The 15,379-nt window shown below is 61.1% G+C and carries 18 protein-coding genes; 7 read left to right on the top strand and 11 right to left on the bottom strand.

What is annotated here, in order from left to right; translation table 11 throughout:
* Positions 1-234 precede the first annotated feature (234 nt).
* Positions 235-1,077: a fumarylacetoacetate hydrolase family protein gene (locus DMO26_RS23665; RefSeq protein ID WP_117194678.1), complete on the bottom strand. Its 843-nt coding sequence runs from the start codon at positions 1,075-1,077 to the stop codon at positions 235-237.
* Between the two features lie 169 nt (positions 1,078-1,246).
* On the opposite strand from DMO26_RS23665, the gene DMO26_RS23660 reads away from it, so the two are divergent.
* On the top strand, positions 1,247-1,846 hold the full coding sequence (locus tag DMO26_RS23660) for a nitroreductase family protein (RefSeq protein ID WP_117194624.1): 600 nt from the start codon (positions 1,247-1,249) through the stop codon (positions 1,844-1,846).
* Positions 1,847-2,074: 228 nt separating this feature from the next.
* Here the strand turns inward: DMO26_RS23660 and gyrB are convergent, their stop codons facing one another.
* The 5 genes from gyrB to DMO26_RS23635 all read right to left on the bottom strand — a co-directional run bounded on the left by gyrB (position 2,075) and on the right by DMO26_RS23635 (position 7,444).
* Positions 2,075-4,510: a DNA topoisomerase (ATP-hydrolyzing) subunit B gene (gene gyrB / locus DMO26_RS23655; protein ID WP_117194623.1), complete on the bottom strand. Its 2,436-nt coding sequence runs from the start codon at positions 4,508-4,510 to the stop codon at positions 2,075-2,077.
* 138 nt (positions 4,511-4,648) lie between these two features.
* Entirely contained in the window at positions 4,649-5,014 is a 366-nt protein-coding gene (locus DMO26_RS23650) for a helix-turn-helix domain-containing protein (protein ID WP_117194622.1), read from the bottom strand.
* On the bottom strand, positions 5,011-5,625 hold the full coding sequence (locus DMO26_RS23645; RefSeq protein WP_117194621.1) for a Smr/MutS family protein: 615 nt from the start codon (positions 5,623-5,625) through the stop codon (positions 5,011-5,013). Before DMO26_RS23645 ends, DMO26_RS23650 begins: the two co-directional genes overlap by 4 nt.
* Positions 5,622-6,749: a murein transglycosylase A gene (gene mltA / locus DMO26_RS23640; protein WP_117194620.1), complete on the bottom strand. Its 1,128-nt coding sequence runs from the start codon at positions 6,747-6,749 to the stop codon at positions 5,622-5,624. Before mltA ends, DMO26_RS23645 begins: the two co-directional genes overlap by 4 nt.
* A complete protein-coding gene (locus tag DMO26_RS23635; protein ID WP_117194619.1) occupies positions 6,746-7,444 on the bottom strand; it encodes a Tim44/TimA family putative adaptor protein in 699 nt (232 codons plus the stop codon). The genes mltA and DMO26_RS23635 overlap by 4 nt, the downstream gene beginning before the upstream one ends.
* Positions 7,445-7,569: 125 nt before the next feature.
* Between DMO26_RS23635 and DMO26_RS23630 the strand changes: the two genes are divergently transcribed.
* The 4 genes from DMO26_RS23630 to DMO26_RS23615 all read left to right on the top strand — a co-directional run bounded on the left by DMO26_RS23630 (position 7,570) and on the right by DMO26_RS23615 (position 9,459).
* Positions 7,570-8,097 (top strand): FxsA family protein, encoded by a 528-nt coding sequence (locus DMO26_RS23630; protein WP_117194618.1) that lies wholly within the window; start codon positions 7,570-7,572, stop codon positions 8,095-8,097.
* A gap of 144 nt (positions 8,098-8,241) precedes the next feature.
* Positions 8,242-8,718, top strand: a complete 477-nt coding sequence (gene secB, locus DMO26_RS23625) for a protein-export chaperone SecB (protein ID WP_117194617.1) — start codon at positions 8,242-8,244, stop codon at positions 8,716-8,718.
* Positions 8,719-8,855: 137 nt separating this feature from the next.
* A complete protein-coding gene (locus tag DMO26_RS23620) occupies positions 8,856-9,056 on the top strand; it encodes a DUF4160 domain-containing protein (RefSeq protein ID WP_117194616.1) in 201 nt (66 codons plus the stop codon).
* Complete coding sequence (locus DMO26_RS23615) at positions 9,049-9,459, top strand: DUF2442 domain-containing protein (RefSeq protein WP_117194615.1); 411 nt, start codon at positions 9,049-9,051, stop codon at positions 9,457-9,459. Before DMO26_RS23620 ends, DMO26_RS23615 begins: the two co-directional genes overlap by 8 nt.
* 246 nt (positions 9,460-9,705) lie before the next feature.
* Here the strand turns inward: DMO26_RS23615 and dnaQ are convergent, their stop codons facing one another.
* From dnaQ to DMO26_RS23590, 5 genes are read right to left on the bottom strand one after another with little or no spacing between them, the layout of a single operon-like run.
* Entirely contained in the window at positions 9,706-10,410 is a 705-nt protein-coding gene (dnaQ, locus tag DMO26_RS23610; protein WP_117194614.1) for a DNA polymerase III subunit epsilon, read from the bottom strand.
* A complete protein-coding gene (gene coaE, locus DMO26_RS23605) occupies positions 10,403-11,011 on the bottom strand; it encodes a dephospho-CoA kinase (RefSeq protein ID WP_117194613.1) in 609 nt (202 codons plus the stop codon). Before coaE ends, dnaQ begins: the two co-directional genes overlap by 8 nt.
* Positions 11,011-11,868, bottom strand: coding sequence for a shikimate dehydrogenase (locus DMO26_RS23600; protein WP_117194612.1), 858 nt, complete (start codon positions 11,866-11,868; stop codon positions 11,011-11,013). The genes coaE and DMO26_RS23600 overlap by 1 nt, the downstream gene beginning before the upstream one ends.
* The gene (locus DMO26_RS23595) at positions 11,861-12,469 is read right to left on the bottom strand and encodes a Maf-like protein (protein ID WP_226951401.1); all 609 of its coding nucleotides are present in this window, start codon (positions 12,467-12,469) and stop codon (positions 11,861-11,863) included. Before DMO26_RS23595 ends, DMO26_RS23600 begins: the two co-directional genes overlap by 8 nt.
* Positions 12,470-12,500: 31 nt before the next feature.
* Positions 12,501-13,322: a pyruvate, water dikinase regulatory protein gene (locus DMO26_RS23590; protein WP_117194611.1), complete on the bottom strand. Its 822-nt coding sequence runs from the start codon at positions 13,320-13,322 to the stop codon at positions 12,501-12,503.
* Positions 13,323-13,727: 405 nt separating this feature from the next.
* On the opposite strand from DMO26_RS23590, the gene hemE reads away from it, so the two are divergent.
* Both hemE and hemJ read left to right on the top strand, forming a co-directional pair.
* Positions 13,728-14,762, top strand: a complete 1,035-nt coding sequence (gene hemE, locus DMO26_RS23585; RefSeq protein ID WP_117194610.1) for a uroporphyrinogen decarboxylase — start codon at positions 13,728-13,730, stop codon at positions 14,760-14,762.
* On the top strand, positions 14,759-15,304 hold the full coding sequence (hemJ, locus tag DMO26_RS23580; RefSeq protein ID WP_117194609.1) for a protoporphyrinogen oxidase HemJ: 546 nt from the start codon (positions 14,759-14,761) through the stop codon (positions 15,302-15,304). The genes hemE and hemJ overlap by 4 nt, the downstream gene beginning before the upstream one ends.
* Positions 15,305-15,379 lie beyond the last annotated feature (75 nt).

Here is a 15,379-nt window from a genome sequence, read left to right as displayed (position 1 = left end):
GGCTAGCACTTTTTTATTGCGGTGCAACATGGTGGGGATACCGGCTGGATTTGCCTGGGCAGGGACGGGTGGATACCGAGATCATCTGGTAACCTTACAATGGCATGTAAGCCTTAAAGTTCCGTCTTCCAAGAGTGGTTAAGGACCCGTGTTCCGGCCAAACACAGGTCCATCATCACTTATAGGTTATCCGCATTGCGCAAACCGCCGCACAAACAGCGCGCATTTGAATTTTCAGATATCGGCAACGAAGGTCTGTTTTTGGGTGCCGAGACCCTCGATGCCGAGCTCGACGACATCGCCGGCTTTCAGGAAGCGCTGCGGCTTCATGCCGAGGCCGACGCCGGGCGGCGTGCCGGTGGAGATGACGTCGCCCGGATGCAGCGACATGAACTGGCTCAAATAAGAGACGAGATAACGGACGCCGTATACCATCGTTCTGGTCGAACCGTTCTGCATCTTCTCGCCATTGACGGTGAGCCACATGCCGAGGTTCTGCGGGTCGGCGATCTCGTCCCGGGTGACGAGCCAGGGGCCGATCGGGCCGAACGTGTCGCAGGACTTGCCCTTGGTCCACTGGCCGGAGCGTTCGGACTGAAAGGCGCGTTCGGAAACGTCGTTGGTCAGGCAGTAGCCGGCGACATAGTCCAGCGCGTCCGCTTCGGAGACATATTTGGCCGTCTTGCCGATAATGACGCCGAGTTCGACTTCCCAGTCGGTCTTCACCGAACCGCGGGGAATGACGACATCGTCGTTCGGGCCGACGATCGCCGAGGTCGCTTTCATGAAGATGATCGGTTCCGGCGGAACCGTGGCGCCGGTCTCGGCGGCGTGATCGGAATAGTTGAGGCCGATGCAGATGAACTTGCCGGTGCCCGCGACGCAGGCGCCGATGCGGCCCGGCTGCAGTTCCGGCAGGCTTTCGAAATCGAGAGCGGCGATCTTCTTCAAGCCCTCCGGCGAGATGGCGGCGCCGCCGATATCGGCCACATGGCCGGAGAGGTCGCGGATCCTGCCATTGCCATCGAGAATTGCCGGCTTTTCATGGCCCAGCTCGCCAACACGCATCAGTTTCAAAGGATGTCCCTCCACTTCGATTTGCGAAGGTTTATGAAACATGCGCCGGGGCTTGTCACCCCTCATTTCCACGCCACCGGTACGGCAACCGGAAATCTGTTGCCAAGCGGCGGATGACCCCTATTCTTCGCCTCCAGCCCCGCACATAAATCATTTTCACGAGGACGCCATGACCAGCAGCAACACCCGCGATTCGGAATTTCCGATCGACACGTTCTTTCTCGACCGGTGGTCGCCGCGGGCCTTTACCGACGAGACGGTGAGCCGGGAGACAATGCTGACTATTCTGGACGCGGCCCACTGGGCGCCGTCTTCCGGCAACAACCAGCCCTGGCGCTTCGTCTACGGCCTGCGCGGTACGCCCTCGTTCGACGTGCTGCTCGATATTCTTGTCCCCGGCAACCAGCGCTGGGCCCGGAATGCCGCCGCATTGATGATCGTCGTTTCGAAGACCTACCGCATCAGCCATGACGGAGAGCGGCGCACCGCCTATACCCATTCCTACGATACGGGCGCGGCCTGGTTTTCCGTCATCTGCCAAGCGATGAAGCTCGGTTACCACGCCCATGGCATGGAAGGGTTCGACAAGGAAAAGGCGGTCGAGGTGCTCGCTCTTCCGGAGGGATACCGGCCGGAAGCGGCGGCGGCGATCGGCCGGATCGCCGACCGGAGCACCCTGCCCGACGATCTTGCCGAGCGGGAATTCCCGAGCAAGCGCAAGCCGGTCTCCGAGATCGCCTTCGAGGGAAAATTCACCGGCGAGGCATGACGCCCTCGCCGTCGTCAGGAATTGTTTCACGTGAATCCGTATCCACAGGAAAGATTCACGTGAAACATTTTTCAACTGGACAAACAAAAACGGCGGCCCACAGGAGCCGCCGTTTTTGTGAAAGCTAAATATTCGGTTTCGTCATTCTCGGGCTTGAGCCGAGAATCTATCCACGTCGAGTCGGTTGACGCGGCTTAGATCCTCGGGACGAGCCCGAGGAACGCCTTCTTAGATGTCCAGGTTGGCGACGCTCAACGCGTTTTCCTGAATGAACTCGCGACGCGGCTCGACTTCATCACCCATCAGGCGCGAGAAGAGGCCGTCGGCATCGGTCGCGTCGTTGACCCTGACCTGCAGCAGCGAGCGAACGTTCGGATCGAGCGTCGTTTCCCAGAGCTGTTCGGCATTCATCTCGCCGAGACCCTTGTAACGCTGCATCGACAGGCCCTTGCGGCCGGAGGCGAAGATCAGGTCGAGAAGCGCGCGCGGACCGGAAATTTCCTGCTCGCCGTCCTTGCGGGCAAGAACCGGCGGCGTGCGGTAGATCTCCTGCAGACGAGCCGCCATGTGATCGATATGGCGGGCATCGGCCGAGCCGATCAGCGCGACGTCGACAAAGGCGACTTCGCGGACGCCGCGCACCATGCGCTCGAAGCGCAGGCCACCCTCGCCGGTCACGTGGCCGGACCAGCCGCGTTCGGTCTCCTCGGCGATCATGTCGAGACGGCGGGCCACCTCGTCGGCGGTCTGCTGGGCGCGCTCGCGATTGTCGGTCAGTTCCGGGTTGAGAGCGCCAGCGATCGCCGCCTGCTCAATGATCGCGCGGTTGTAGCGGGAATGCAGTCCCTCGACGAGCGAACGCAGCCGCAAGGCATCCTGGATGACCTCGCGAAGGTCCTGGCCGGCCCGCACCTCGCCCGAGCCGAGCCTCAGGGTCGCCTCTTCGAGACCCATGCCGATCAGATATTCCTCCAGCGCCTTTTCATCCTTCAGGTACTGGATCGACTTGCCGCGAGTGACCTTATAGAGCGGCGGCTGGGCGATATAGATATGGCCACGCTCGATGAGTTCCGGCATCTGCCGGAAGAAGAAGGTCAGCAGCAGGGTGCGGATATGGGCGCCGTCGACGTCGGCGTCCGTCATGATGATGATCTTGTGATAACGCAGCTTGTCGGCATTGAACTCGTCCTTGCCGATCGAGGTGCCGAGCGCGGTGATCAGCGTGCCGATCTCCTGGCTGGAGAGCATCTTGTCGAAACGAGCGCGCTCGACATTGAGGATTTTTCCGCGCAAGGGGAGAATGGCCTGGTTCTCGCGTGAACGGCCCTGCTTGGCGGAACCGCCGGCCGAATCGCCTTCGACGAGGAAGACTTCCGATTTGGCCGGATCACGCTCGGAGCAATCGGCAAGCTTGCCGGGCAGCGAGGCGATGTCGAGAACGCCCTTGCGGCGGGTGAGTTCCCGGGCCTTGCGGGCGGCTTCGCGGGCGACGGCCGCCTCGACCACCTTGCCGACAAGGATCTTGGCCTCGGTTGGATGCTCTTCGAACCAGGTGCTCAGCGCCTCGTTGACGAGACTTTCGACCACGGGCCGGACTTCCGACGATACGAGCTTATCCTTGGTCTGCGACGAGAATTTGGGATCCGGCACCTTGACCGACAGGACGGCGGTCAGGCCTTCGCGGCAGTCCTCGCCCTGCAGCGTCACCTTTTCCTTCTTGGTGATGCCGGAGCTATCCGCATAGGAGGTCACCTGGCGCGTCAGGGCGCCGCGGAAACCGGCCATATGGGTGCCGCCGTCGCGCTGCGGGATGTTGTTGGTGAAGCATAGCACGTTTTCGTGGTAGCTGTCGTTCCACCACATGGCCACTTCGACGGTGATGCCGTCCTTCTCGCCCTTGATGGCGACCGGCTTTTCGACGAGCGGCTTCTTGGAGCGGTCGAGATAACGGACGAAGGCTTCAAGGCCGCCATCATACAGCATCTCCTCTTCCTTGATATCCGGCTTGCGCTTGTCCGTGAGCCGGATTCTGACACCGGAATTCAGGAAGGCCAGTTCGCGCAGGCGATGTTCGAGCGTGTTGTAGTCGTACTCGGTCATCGTGAAGGTCTGGGGGCTTGCCAGGAAGGTCACTTCCGTGCCCGACCGGCCCTCGTATTCTCCGACCACTTCGAGCGGGGCGTCGGCCACCCCGTGGGTGAAGGAAATCTGGTGGACCTTGCCGTTACGGCGGATGCGCAGCTTCAGCCAGACGGAGAGCGCGTTGACGACGGATACGCCGACGCCGTGCAGACCGCCGGAGACCTTGTAGGAATTCTGGTCGAACTTGCCGCCCGCATGGAGCTGGGTCATGATGACTTCGGCGGCGGAGACGCCCTCGCCGCTGTGGATATCGGTCGGAATGCCGCGGCCGTTGTCGGTCACGGTGACGGAACCGTCCGGATTGAGCGTCACCGTCACCAGGTCGGCATGGCCGGCCAATGCCTCGTCAATCGCGTTGTCCACGACTTCGTAGACCATGTGATGCAGGCCGGAGCCGTCGTCGGTGTCGCCGATATACATGCCGGGGCGCTTGCGCACGGCATCGAGGCCCTTCAGAACCTTGATCGAGTCGGCACCATATTCGGCACTCGCGCCGTTCTCGCTGACGGGTGTATCGGTCATCAACTATCTTCCAATTCGTTTGATATGCCGGTCGAGCGAATCACCGGCTATTCCACCCTGAAATATAGGGAAATCGGGGCGGTTTCTAAAGGTTGAGCCTCGTTAATACGGCTTGAAAGCCGTGGATGTTTGGAGAAATCAGCCCTGAGAGCGGGGCTTTTCCAGAAGCCTGTTCATTTCTTCTATCACGTCGGGCGGCAAAGTGCGAATCCGTTGGGCCAGACGGTTGGCGAAGCCTGTGTATGACGGCGGCAGGCCGGCCGTATCGAGCACGACTTTCGGATGCGATGTCTCGGCCAGACGGAAAAGCTCCTCCGCCTCGTCCCAGATGACGTTGAAATATCCGGCAATCCGCTGGAGCAATTCGAACGTCGGGCGGCCGCGCCTGCCATGCTCCAGAGCCGAAAGATAGGCGGGCGTCACGCCGATCGCTTCCGCAAGCGCCTTCTGCGTCACGCCCTTGCGGCGGCGCAGTTCCCGCATCGCATGGCCGAAGGGGGTCATTTCCAGTCTCCACCGGTTCTGTCGCCGGCGCCGCGGCCGCGGGCAAGCCGCACATACATGGCGCCCTCGCCGCCGTGATGGCGCGCGGCCCATTCGTAGGACGAGATCAGGAATCGGAACTCCGCTTTCGAAAACCAGAGCGGCACGGCGCGGCGGAGCGCGCCTTCGCTGCCCATCGAACTGCCCTTGCCGGTGATGACCAGGACGTGCCGCAGGCCGCGGTCATGAGCGCGCAACAGGAAATCGAGCAGCAGATCGTGGGCTTCGTCCTGAAAGAGACCGTGCAGGTCGAGGCGCGCCTCGATCGGCAGGCGGCCCTTGGCGAGCTTTTTCTTGACCGGTTTTTCAAGCGGATGGTGAAGGACGGTGGAGCGGCGTGCCGGCGTCGGCGGGAGGCTGTCGACGACCTGGGTGACCTGCCGCGGCGCCGGCTTCGGTTTTGCGGCCTCTTTCTCCGCCGTCCTGGCTGCTTCCTCGGCAGCCAGCCTCGCTTCTTCGGCCTCCTCGAATTCCAGAATTTCCTTCATACGGCCCGGCATGGCGCGGGTGGATTTCGCCACCTTGCCCCAGAGGATTCGTTCTTCCGGATCGAGTTTTCGGCCGCCCTTCATCTGCTGAACCTGACCGCAGCCGCCTTGGGGATCAGGATATAGAAATCGGCGTCATTGCGCACCGTTCCGGCCAGTTCTCCGGCGACATTGCCGGAACCGGTGAAAATATCGCCACGGGCCGGACCGACGATCGCCGAGCCGGTGTCGAGCGCCAGCATCAGGCGGCCGAAGGACTTGTTGCCTCCTTGAACGCCATCGAGATGGGTGAGCGTTTCGGAGCGGATGAAGAAGGGAAAACCGAAGGTATGGATCTGCCGGTCGACGGCGAGCGATCGACCGGCGATCAGCGGCACCTTGGCGGCGGCGACCGGACCGAGCGACGGCTCGGAGACATCCGCTTCCCGGAAGAAGATGTAGGACCGGTTGTGCCATAACACTTCGTCCACCTTTTCCGGATGGGCCGCCAGCCAGGCGCGGATGCTCTGCATGGAAATTCTTGCCGGGTCGATCTCGCCGCGGTCGATCAGGAGCCTGCCGATCGGCGAGAACGGATGGCCGGCCTTGGCCGCATAGGTGATGCGGCGGACGCGGCCGTCCGGATATCTCAGCCGCGCAGCGCCCTGAACGTGGACGAAGAAGACATCGACCTTTGACTTCGCATAGGCGATTTCCAGCCCACGCCCTTCAAGCAGGCCACGATCGATTTCCCCGCGGTCGGCATAGGGTTCGATGCCGTGCGGCGTAAGGCGGCCGAACATATAGCCCGGGTCCATGTCCGCCGGCCGATTATTGTCGTCGAGATCGACGAGGTCGTCGGGGCGATAATAAAACGGATGCGCCCATACCTCGTCACGCATGTCGGAGACCTCGACCTCGGGCTCGTAAAAAGCCGTGACGAAGCCGCGTTTGCCGTCGGTCCGGCAGATAAGGAAGGGAGTGCAGCGGGTTTCGAAGAAGGCGCGGGCGGAGGAAGCATCTTGCGGAAGATCCGGAGCGGCCGCAAGAAGAACGGAAAGTTCGTCGGCCGTCAGGCCGAGCGAGCCGGTGCGGTAAGGTTTGACCTCGCGGATATGCCGAAGACAGGCCCGCATGCCGGAAAAAAGGGGCGTCGGATCGTCCTTGTCCCAGCCCGGCAGATCGGAAAAGGCGACCTGCCGAAGCGTATAGTCCTCCGCTCCGCTCATTGTTCGGATTCAGTGGCGATCAGCTTCCAGTTCGGATCGCGGGACCGCGTGTCGCGCGCAAAGGTCCAGATGTCGGTGACTTCCGCCACGGTTTCCTGGTCGCCTTCCGTCAGTATGCCGGCCTTGTCGTAAGTGGCGGAAATGAGCTGGCTGACGATGCGGACAGTGAGCTGCGCTTCACTGTCCTTGACCACCGCATGGGTGATGTCGGCCTTGTCAATGCCGACGAACGTGGACTTCACCACTTCGCCCCTGGCTTCCCGTTCGGTGATCGCATTGTCGAATCCGTCGAAGACTTCCTTGGAGAGAAGTCCCCGCAAGGTCTTCCGGTCGCCATCGGCGAAAGCCATGACGATCATCTCATAAGCCATCTTGGCGCCGTTCAGGAAATCGCGCGGGCGGAAGGACGGATCGTTCTTCAGGAGTTCGCGCAGCGCCGCATTGAGCGGTGTATCGGGTTTTGCAACCGCGTCGATATCCGCGTAACGCTGTTCGTCTTCGGGAACGTCGCGGCGCGGCAGGGTCACGACCTTGCTATCGTCGCCGCCGGGGTTCTTCGCCACGTCGCGGGGGGTGTAAGGGTCGAAAGGCGGCTTCTCATTTCCCGTCCGCCGTCCGAGCACACTGCGCAGTTGCAGGAAGATCAGGACTGCAGCGACAAGGAAAAAGAGTGTTATAAAATCGTTGGAGCCCATCTTAACCCGCAATTGCCGTTTAATTGTTCGATGCACTTTCTCATATAGTCCGCATCCACCGATCATTCAAATGGCGAAGAGCTGGCGGCAGGACGCTGCAGGATCATACAGGAACAGGGAGCAAGATGCGTTTCTTTCTCGTGCCGATTTTTCTTATCGGCTGGCCGCTGGCGGAAATCGCCGGTTTCGTGCTGGTCGGCCGCGCGGTCGGTCTCTGGGCGACGCTAGGCCTGGTCGTCGGAACCGCCATGCTGGGCGCCATCCTGCTGCGCAGCCAGGGCATGCATATCCTGCGGCAGATTTCGACGGAAAGCCGCGAAGGCCGGGTGCCGGGCCATGCGCTGGTCGACGGGGCGATGATCGTCGTCGCCGGCATCCTGCTCCTACTGCCGGGCTTCCTGACCGATATCGTCGGGCTGGCGCTGTTCATTCCCCTGGTGCGCCGCCTCATATGGTCGCGCATCGGCCGTCGCGTCGTCGTGGTGCGTTCCGCAAGCAGCCGGAGCTATCGGTACGAGAACAAGAAGCCGGAGCCGCAGCAGCCGGGTGGTCCTGTCGTGGATCTCGATGAGCAGGATTTCCATCGCGATCCCAATCCGCCCGCACCCAACCGGCCCTCTCCATGGGCCGGGCCGAACGGCAGGGAACCTTGAGGCCGTCTGCCGGTTCTGTCGGGAAACAGAGCGCACGCGTTTACCTCAGTTTGAGAAGCCGAAGACTGCGGACGCCATTTAGCCTTGAAACGCTGTGGGCCGAAATGATAGAGGCCAGACAACTCCAGCCTCGAGGAAATCCCAATGGCAGATGAAAACAACCAGGCCTCCGCGCCGTCCATCAACATTCTGGCGCAATATACCAAGGATCTCTCCTTCGAGAACCCGGGCGCTCCGCGCTCGTTGCAGGCCCGCGACAAGGCGCCGGCGATCAACATCAATGTCAACGTCAACGCCAATCCGCTTTCCGAGGTGGATTTCGACGTGGTCCTGACGCTGGACGCCAAGGCGAAGGAAGACGACAAGATCGTTTTCGCCGCCGAACTGGTCTATGGCGGCGTCTTCCGCATCACCGGTTTCCCACAGGAACACATGCTGCCGCTGCTCTTCATCGAGTGCCCGCGCCTGTTGTTCCCCTTCGCCCGCCAGATCATCGCAGACGTCACCCGCAACGGCGGTTTCCCTCCGCTGATGATCGACCCCATCGATTTCGCTCAGATGTTCACCCAGCGCATGGCCGAGGAACAGGCCCGCGCCAAGGTCCAGGCGCTCAACAGCTGAGCCCGGTTTTCCGCGACAAAAGTTTCGTCGGTGCCATTTCGCGTTCGAAAACTGGCAGTCGAGCGCCTTGCAGCTCTTGAAAAACCCAAGTTGTTAGGTTATTCTGGAGCACGGTCACCGTTCTCCGCGAAGCAGGAATGCGACTTGTCATTTACACGGATGACCACGAACCGGGGCACACCCATGTCTATGGAGATGGGGAAGCCCGCATCAATATCCTTGATCTCACGGTGTTATCGAACCGGGGAATGAAGAAGCGGGATTTGGGCATCGCCCTTGCCATTGTCCAGGCGAACAAGCGCCTGTTTATCGAGAAATGGGAGAGCATCCATGGGTGAAGTGACCTTTGAAGATCGCCACTACCGAGACGCTACCCTGAAGGGGGAGGCGGAACGCGCCCGCGCGCCTATCCCGGCATCAGCCCGTTTTGATGAAACATCCGGCCGCATCGTCGTGGATTTCACCAACGGCGCTGCGTTCATGGTGCCTGCCCGATCGATCCAGGGCCTGGAGAATGCGACCGTTGCGCAGTTGGCGGAGGTCGAGCTTCTTGGCGAGACCGGACTGCACTGGGAAAGCCTGGACGTGGATTTTACCATCGCCGGGCTGATGAACGGCATCTTCGGGACCGCGAAGTTCATGGACGCGCAACGCCGAGGCGGCCAATCCCGATCAGCCGCAAAGGTCGAGGCAAGCCGTACCAACGGTGCCAAGGGCGGACGCCCGCGGAAGAACGGCTAGGCGCTTGCGGATGGCTGATGCAAAGCCTGCCATAAGGCCGAAGGCAGGCCCGAACCCCAATTCTTCGGGCTTGGCGACTATTCGAAGTTTAGGTTCGCCAAGGCAAGTCGAAGCCGCTTTGGGTCTTCCGCAAAAATCTCCAGATCGGCAATGCCCTCGACAACTGACGTTGTAGCGGAAATTGCTTGCCGATAATTCAAACGAATCCACATTTAAGTAGGTGGCTGGGGCTAAACTCGGCTTTTTTCATTTGGTCGGCTCGTATTTCAGCCAGAGGGATTTGCCCTTCATCGAAGCGACCGTGGCGGCATGCGCCTCGAGTTCCGCCTCCGTCACCCGGTTCGGCAGCGGACGCGGCCGGCCGAGGGCGGTGACCGCCATCTCTTCCACCTCGATGACGGTTGCCACGCGATCGGTGCCCATCAGGCCGAGAGCTGCCTGCCGGCCGCCGGTCATCTCGATATAGACTTCCGCCAGAAGTTCGGAGTCGAGAAGCGCGCCGTGCTTCGTGCGATGGGCATTGTCGATGCCGTAACGCCGGCAGAGCGCATCGAGCGAGTTCGGGCCCATCGGGTGCTTGCGGCGGGCCATGGCAAGCGTGTCGACGACCCGGTCCGTCTGGACCGGCGGCAGGCCAAGCCGGGCGAACTCGGCATTGATGAAGCCCATGTCGAAGGTGGCGTTGTGGGCGATCCATTTGGCGCCGTCGAAAAACTCGACGATCTGCTCCACCACGTCGGCGAAGCTCGGCTTGTCCTTCAGGAACTCGTCGGTAATGCCGTGCACCGCCAAAGCATCCGGATGAACCTTGCGGTCGCCCGGATTGATGTAGAGGTGAAGGGTCTTTCCGGTCGGAAAATTGTTGATGAGCTCGATGCCGCCGATTTCGATCACGCGGTCGAACCGGGATTCGAGGCCGGTGGTTTCCGTATCGAAGATGATCTCACGCATGGGTCTTTTCGCTCGTCTTTCCGGCCCTGAGGGCGGTTATGATCTGGCGTACCCTCTCTCTTGCCGCTTCGAGACCAAAACCGGTATCGACGAGGAAATCCGCCCGCCGGCGCTTTTCGGCATCCGGCATCTGGCGGGAGAGAATCATCGCCAATTTTTCCTCCGTCATGCCGGGCCGCGCAAGCACCCTTTCCTTCTGTATCTGTGGATCACAGGTGACGACGACGATGACATCGACGCGGGATGCACCCTTCACCTCGAAGAGAAGCGGGATGTCGAGGAGGACGAGAGCGGTGCCCGCCTCGCGGTGGCGCTTCAGGAAATCCACCTCGCGCTGACGGACCAGCGGATGGACGATCGCTTCCAGGACCGGGAATTTTTCCGGCGCGGCGGAAAGCTGGCGGGAAAGTTCGGCGCGGTCGACCGCTCCGTCGCTGACGGTGCCGGGAAACGCCTTGCCGACCGGGACGACCGCATCGGTGCGGTAAAGATCGTGGACGACCGCATCGGAATCGTTCACCGGAACCCCCTCCTCCGCGAACATTTTCGCGGTGGTGGACTTTCCCATTCCGATGGAGCCGGTGAGGCCGATGACGATCATCAATGTTTTTCCATGTCGGCGATGACGAGATCGCGAAGCAGCTTGTCGACCACGGGCCGGCGGCCGAACCATTTTTCGAAACCGGGCACGGCCTGATGAAGCAGCATGCCCAGCCCGTCGATGATCGGAAAACCCTGTTCTTCGGCCTGGACGAGCAGCGGCGTTTTCAGCGGCACGTAGACGATATCGGTGACGACGGCGCCTGCTGCAAGCGGCGAAAAATCGATCGCCGGCGCTTCGCCGCCATCCATGCCGAGCGATGTCGTGTTCACGAAAAGCCCGGCGCCGGTTGTGACCTCGGCGAGCGCTCCCATCGGATGGGCGTGCACCCTGGGACCGAAGCGGTCGGCCAGCTCCCGGGCCCGGGCAACGGTCCGGTTGACCACATGGATCTCGCCGATGCCGCGGTCGCGGATCGCCTGGATCACCGCGCGGCTCGCGCCGCCGGCGCCGAGGATTACGGCGCGGCCTGTCGCATCCCAACCCGGACGGCGGTCATCGAGGTTCGCGGTAAAACCGTGACCGTCAGTATTGGTGGCCCATAGCAAGCCGTCTTCCATCCAGAGCGTATTGCAGGCGCCGAGTTCTTCGGCAAGCGCATCCGGCCGGTCGGCAAGCTGGAAGGCATGTTCCTTGTGCGGAATGGTGACGTTGCCCCCGCGATAACCGGAACTGCCGTCCTTCAAGGATTGGATGAAGGCTGGGAAATCCTCTTCCGTCACCGGCACTGCCTTATAGGTCCCCGTCATACCAAACTGCTTCAGCCAGTGCCCGTGGATCAGCGGCGAGCGGGAATGCTTGATCGGCCAGCCGGTTACGAAGGCATTAACCAAGCGTGTTTCACGTGAATCAGCCATCGATGGCTCCGAGTTCGCGAAGCTCTTCCAAGAGCGGCAGCATGGGCAGACCGAGGATGGTGAAATAGTCGCCGTCGATCTTCGAAAAGAGCTGGATGCCCTCGCCTTCCAGCTGATAGGCGCCGACGCTGCCGAAGACTTTTTCCCCGACGCGCGAAAGATAACGATCGACAAAAGCCTCGCCGAGCGGCCGGACGGTGAGATCCGCGTGGGCCACATGTTTCCAGATGATCTGCCCGTCACGCGCGAAGGCGAGGGCGCTGTTCAGACGATGGGTCCTGCCGGACAGCGACAGGAGATTTTCACGCGCCTCCGAAAGTGTCCTCGGCTTGTGATAGACGCGGCTGTCGAGCGACATGGTCTGATCCGAGCCGATGACCAGCGCGCCGGGAAAATGCCCGCTCACCTCGATCGCCTTGGCGGCGGCGAGCGTCGATGCGACCTGATCGGGGTTTGCGCCCTCCAGTCCCGCCTCGATCTTCCGCTCGTCGATATCCGCCGCACGGCTCTCGAATGCCAGGCCGGCATTTTCCATCAGCATCCGGCGGAAGGGGCTGGAGGACGCAAGCACAAGGCGCGTTTGTACGATAGGAATTGCCACGAAGATCTCCCAAGGCGACGAGCGGTTTCGCTTAACGCAGCTTCGGACGCAGCGCAACGATCGCCGCCGCTGTCTCCTCGATGGAACGGCGCGTCACGTCGATGACCGGCCAGTTGTGACGAGCGCAGAGCGCGCGGGCATATTTCAGCTCCTCGTTGATCGTGGCACGATCGGTATAATGGCGTCGATCGAAACCCTGCGCCACCCCGAGCTCGCGGTTTTCCCGCACCTGGCTGATGCGGTCGGTCGTCGCGACCAGGCCGACGATCAGCGGATGCGTCGCCCGATAAAGGCTATCGGGCAGATCGACGCCTGGCACGATCGGGATGTTGGCAGTCTTGATGCCGCGATTGGCGAGATAGATGCTGGTCGGGGTTTTCGAGGTGCGGCTGATGCCGACCAAAACCACGTCCGCTTCCTCGTAATCTTCCGGCAGCTGACCGTCGTCGTGATCCATTGTGAAGTTGAGCGCTTCGATGCGCTTGAAATAATCCGCGTTGAGCGCGTGCTGGGCACCGACGCGGCGGCGGGAAGGAGCTCCGAGATAGGCCTGGAATATGGCCATGACCGGTTCCAGGACGTTGACGCACGGCACACCCATTTCCCGGCAGCGCAGATCGATGAGCCCGGCAAGCTCCTGATCGACGATCGTGTAAAGAACGATGCCCGGTTCCTGGTCCACCTCCTCCAGCACCGCCAGCAACTGCTTGCGGTTCCGAATCAGCGGATAGACGTGCTCGATGGCCAGCGACGCCTGAAACTGGGCGGATGCGGCCCGTCCTGCGGAGATGAGGGTCTCGCCCGTCGAGTCAGAAATCAGGTGTAGATGGAAGAAGTTTTTTCTGTTCTCCACGCTGTTCTTAACCCTTTGTTGATAACTCGGGAGAGACGATCGGTGTGTTGCAGAGGCCGATCCGGCCCTGGGAAAAGCGGCGAGTTTTCCACATTCGCAAATCTGCCGGACGCAAATGGAATGGCTTTGTGCACTCTGGGGACAACATCTTCAAGGCCGATCTTTCTCCCCAGCCTATCCACAATGGAGCACGATATCGAGTTTCGGTTATCATTCTGAAATCATTCTTCGAATCAAAGCTTTTCCAGAAGACCCGTTTCAAGCCGGATACTCCTGTCCCCAGTAGCGGCGGAAAGCGACGGATCGTCGCGCCGTCAGTGGTTTGACTTTAATCCTTGCTAGTCACCGACTCTAAGAAATAGAAAATCTTTTAAGATTCATTTCTTTGATTTTAGGGAGAACCCATTGACCGGCCCATACCGGAAAATCGTCGAGGTGCTGAACGGCAAGGCCGTCGCTCCGCCACCGATCTGGCTGATGAGGCAGGCAGGACGGTATCTGCCGGAATACCGGGAAACCCGTGCCAAGGCGGGAGGTTTTCTCGATCTCTGTTACACGCCGGATTTGGCTGTCGAGGTCACCCTCCAGCCAATCCGGCGCTACGGGTTCGACGCGGCCATCCTGTTTTCCGATATCCTGGTCATCCCCGACGCGCTTCACAGGAATGTTCGTTTTGTCCAGGGCGAAGGCCCGCAGATGGACCCGATCGATGTCGCCGGCATCGAGGTTCTGAAGAGCGAGGGGGTTCTTTCCCATCTTGCTCCGGTGATCGAGACGGTCCGCCGTTTGCGGAATGAATTGCCTGCCGAGACGACGCTGCTCGGTTTCTGCGGAGCGCCCTGGACAGTGGCGACCTATATGATCGCCGGCCATGGAACGTCGGATCAGGCCCCTGCCCGGCTGTTCGCCTACCGGCATCCTGAGGCTTTTGAAAAACTGCTGTCGTTCTTGGCGGAGGTCTCCGCGGAATATCTCATCGCCCAGATCGATGCTGGTGCGGATGCGGTGCAGATTTTCGATTCCTGGGCGGGTGTGCTCGGTGAGAAGGAATTCGAGGCCTATGCCGCAAAGCCGGTGGCGCGCATGATCGAGATCGTCCGCAAAGCTCGACCAGCCGCCAAGATCATCGCTTTTGCCAAGGGCGCCGGACTGAACCTGAAATCCTACCGGCAGAAGACCGGCGCGGATGCGATCGGCCTCGACTGGTCGGTGCCGTTGTCGTTCGCGGCTGAACTGCAGAAGGACGGACCAGTGCAGGGCAATCTTGATCCGATGCGCGTTGTCGCCGGCGGGCGCTCGCTCGAGGACGGTATCGATGCCATTCTCGAAACACTGGGCAACGGGCCGCTGATCTTCAACCTCGGCCACGGGATCACGCCGGAGGCCGATCCGGACCATGTGACGCAGCTGGTCGAACGGGTGCGGGGAGCAAAGGCGTGAACGGTGAGGAGAAGCAGGCGGGCGAGGTGGCGGGGCGGCGATCGGCGCTGCGCGCCTTCATCGCGCTCGGCGTGTTCATCGCCATCCTGGCTGCGGTCTATCTCGCGCGGCCGAACGATTTTCTTCTCTACATCAAGGCTTTTCACGTCATCGCGGTCATATCCTGGATGGCCGGGCTGCTCTACATGCCGCGGCTTTTCATCTACCACAGCGATGCGGAGCCGGGTTCGGCGCAATCCGAAACCTTCAAGATGATGGAGCGGCGGCTCCTGAAGATCATCATGAACCCGGCGATGATGGTGACCTGGGTTCTGGGTCTTTATCTTGCATGGGAAGCGTATGCCTTCCGCGGCGGCTGGCTGCATGCGAAAATCGCCCTGGTCGTGTTGCTGACCATGGTGCATGTGCTGTTTAGTCGCGCGGTGGTCAATTTTGCCGCCGACGGCCCGCGCAAAACGCCGCGCTACTGGCGGATAATGAATGAGCTTCCGACCGTTCTGATGATCGGGATCGTGATTCTCGTGATCGTGAAACCGTTCTGACGGCTCCATCTTCGTTCTTTGGCAAAGAAATCCGTCTTACCCCTTGCGGCGTTCCACGTGAATCGCTATTTTCCT

The sequence above is a fragment of the Rhizobium terrae genome (assembly GCF_003425685.1).
In the GTDB taxonomy this organism is placed as follows: Bacteria; Pseudomonadota; Alphaproteobacteria; order Rhizobiales; family Rhizobiaceae; genus Neorhizobium; species Neorhizobium terrae.
The sequence above is the reverse complement of the archived record's forward strand: the minus strand, read 5'-3'. Positions and strand labels throughout refer to the sequence as shown.